The sequence below is a fragment of the Flavobacterium geliluteum genome, assembly GCF_017948595.1.
Lineage (GTDB): Bacteria > Bacteroidota > Bacteroidia > Flavobacteriales > Flavobacteriaceae > Flavobacterium > Flavobacterium flavipigmentatum.
On record NZ_JAGFBV010000075.1, the window covers coordinates 1 to 809 of the forward strand.

The window sequence follows — 809 nt, forward strand, 5'->3', positions numbered from 1 at the left end:
GTTTAATAGATGATATTTTGCAAGGAATTAATCATGTAGATGATGTTAGAAGACAAGTTTGTGATAGTGAAATTATCTTAACGGCAATTGTTTCCTCTACAAGTTTTTATGGCAATCATTGCTCAGCCATAAAATTCATGAAACAATATGGGTTTATTCCCAATATGCTTGATAAAAGTAGGTTTAATAGACGCTTACATAAGATAGGCGGACTTTTATATGAATTATTTGAAATTGTAAGTTCTTATTTTAAAGACTTTTGTTGTGAACTACAATACATCATTGACTCTTTTCCAGTTGCGGTATGCAATAATATGAGAATTGCAAATTGTAAAATCCTTAAGGATAAAAAATGGAGAGGCTATACGGCAAGTATGAGGAATTATTTTTATGGAGTCAAAGTGCAGCTGCTTACAACAAAAGATGGAATACCAATAGCTTTTCATTTTACACCAGGAAAAACAGCTGATGCAAAAGCATTGGGAAAAATGATAGATAAATTACCTGCCGAAGCTTCAATATATGGCGATAGTGCTTATTTAGATTACGGATTAGAAGATAAAGCTTTCCAGAGAAAAGCAATTTTATTGAAGATTCAAAGAAAGTCAAATTCCAAAAGAATAGACACTTTAGAACAAAAAATGGAAAAATTAAAAATGAGAAAAAGAGTAGAAACAACCATCAGCGATATTAAAAAATTATTCCCCAGAACAATACATGCTGTTACATTGGAAGGATTTCTAATAAAGCTTACATTGTTTGTATTCGGATTACAATTAAATAAAACAATTAACTAGCAACTTGAATTA

The 809-nt window shown here is 30.3% G+C and carries 1 protein-coding gene; it reads left to right on the forward strand.

The annotated features are described in order from the left end of the window. Positions 1-797 (forward strand): IS982 family transposase (locus J3495_RS19010; RefSeq protein ID WP_210668555.1); only part of this gene is annotated, 797 nt, incomplete at its 5' end. Positions 798-809: the final 12 nt, after the last annotated feature.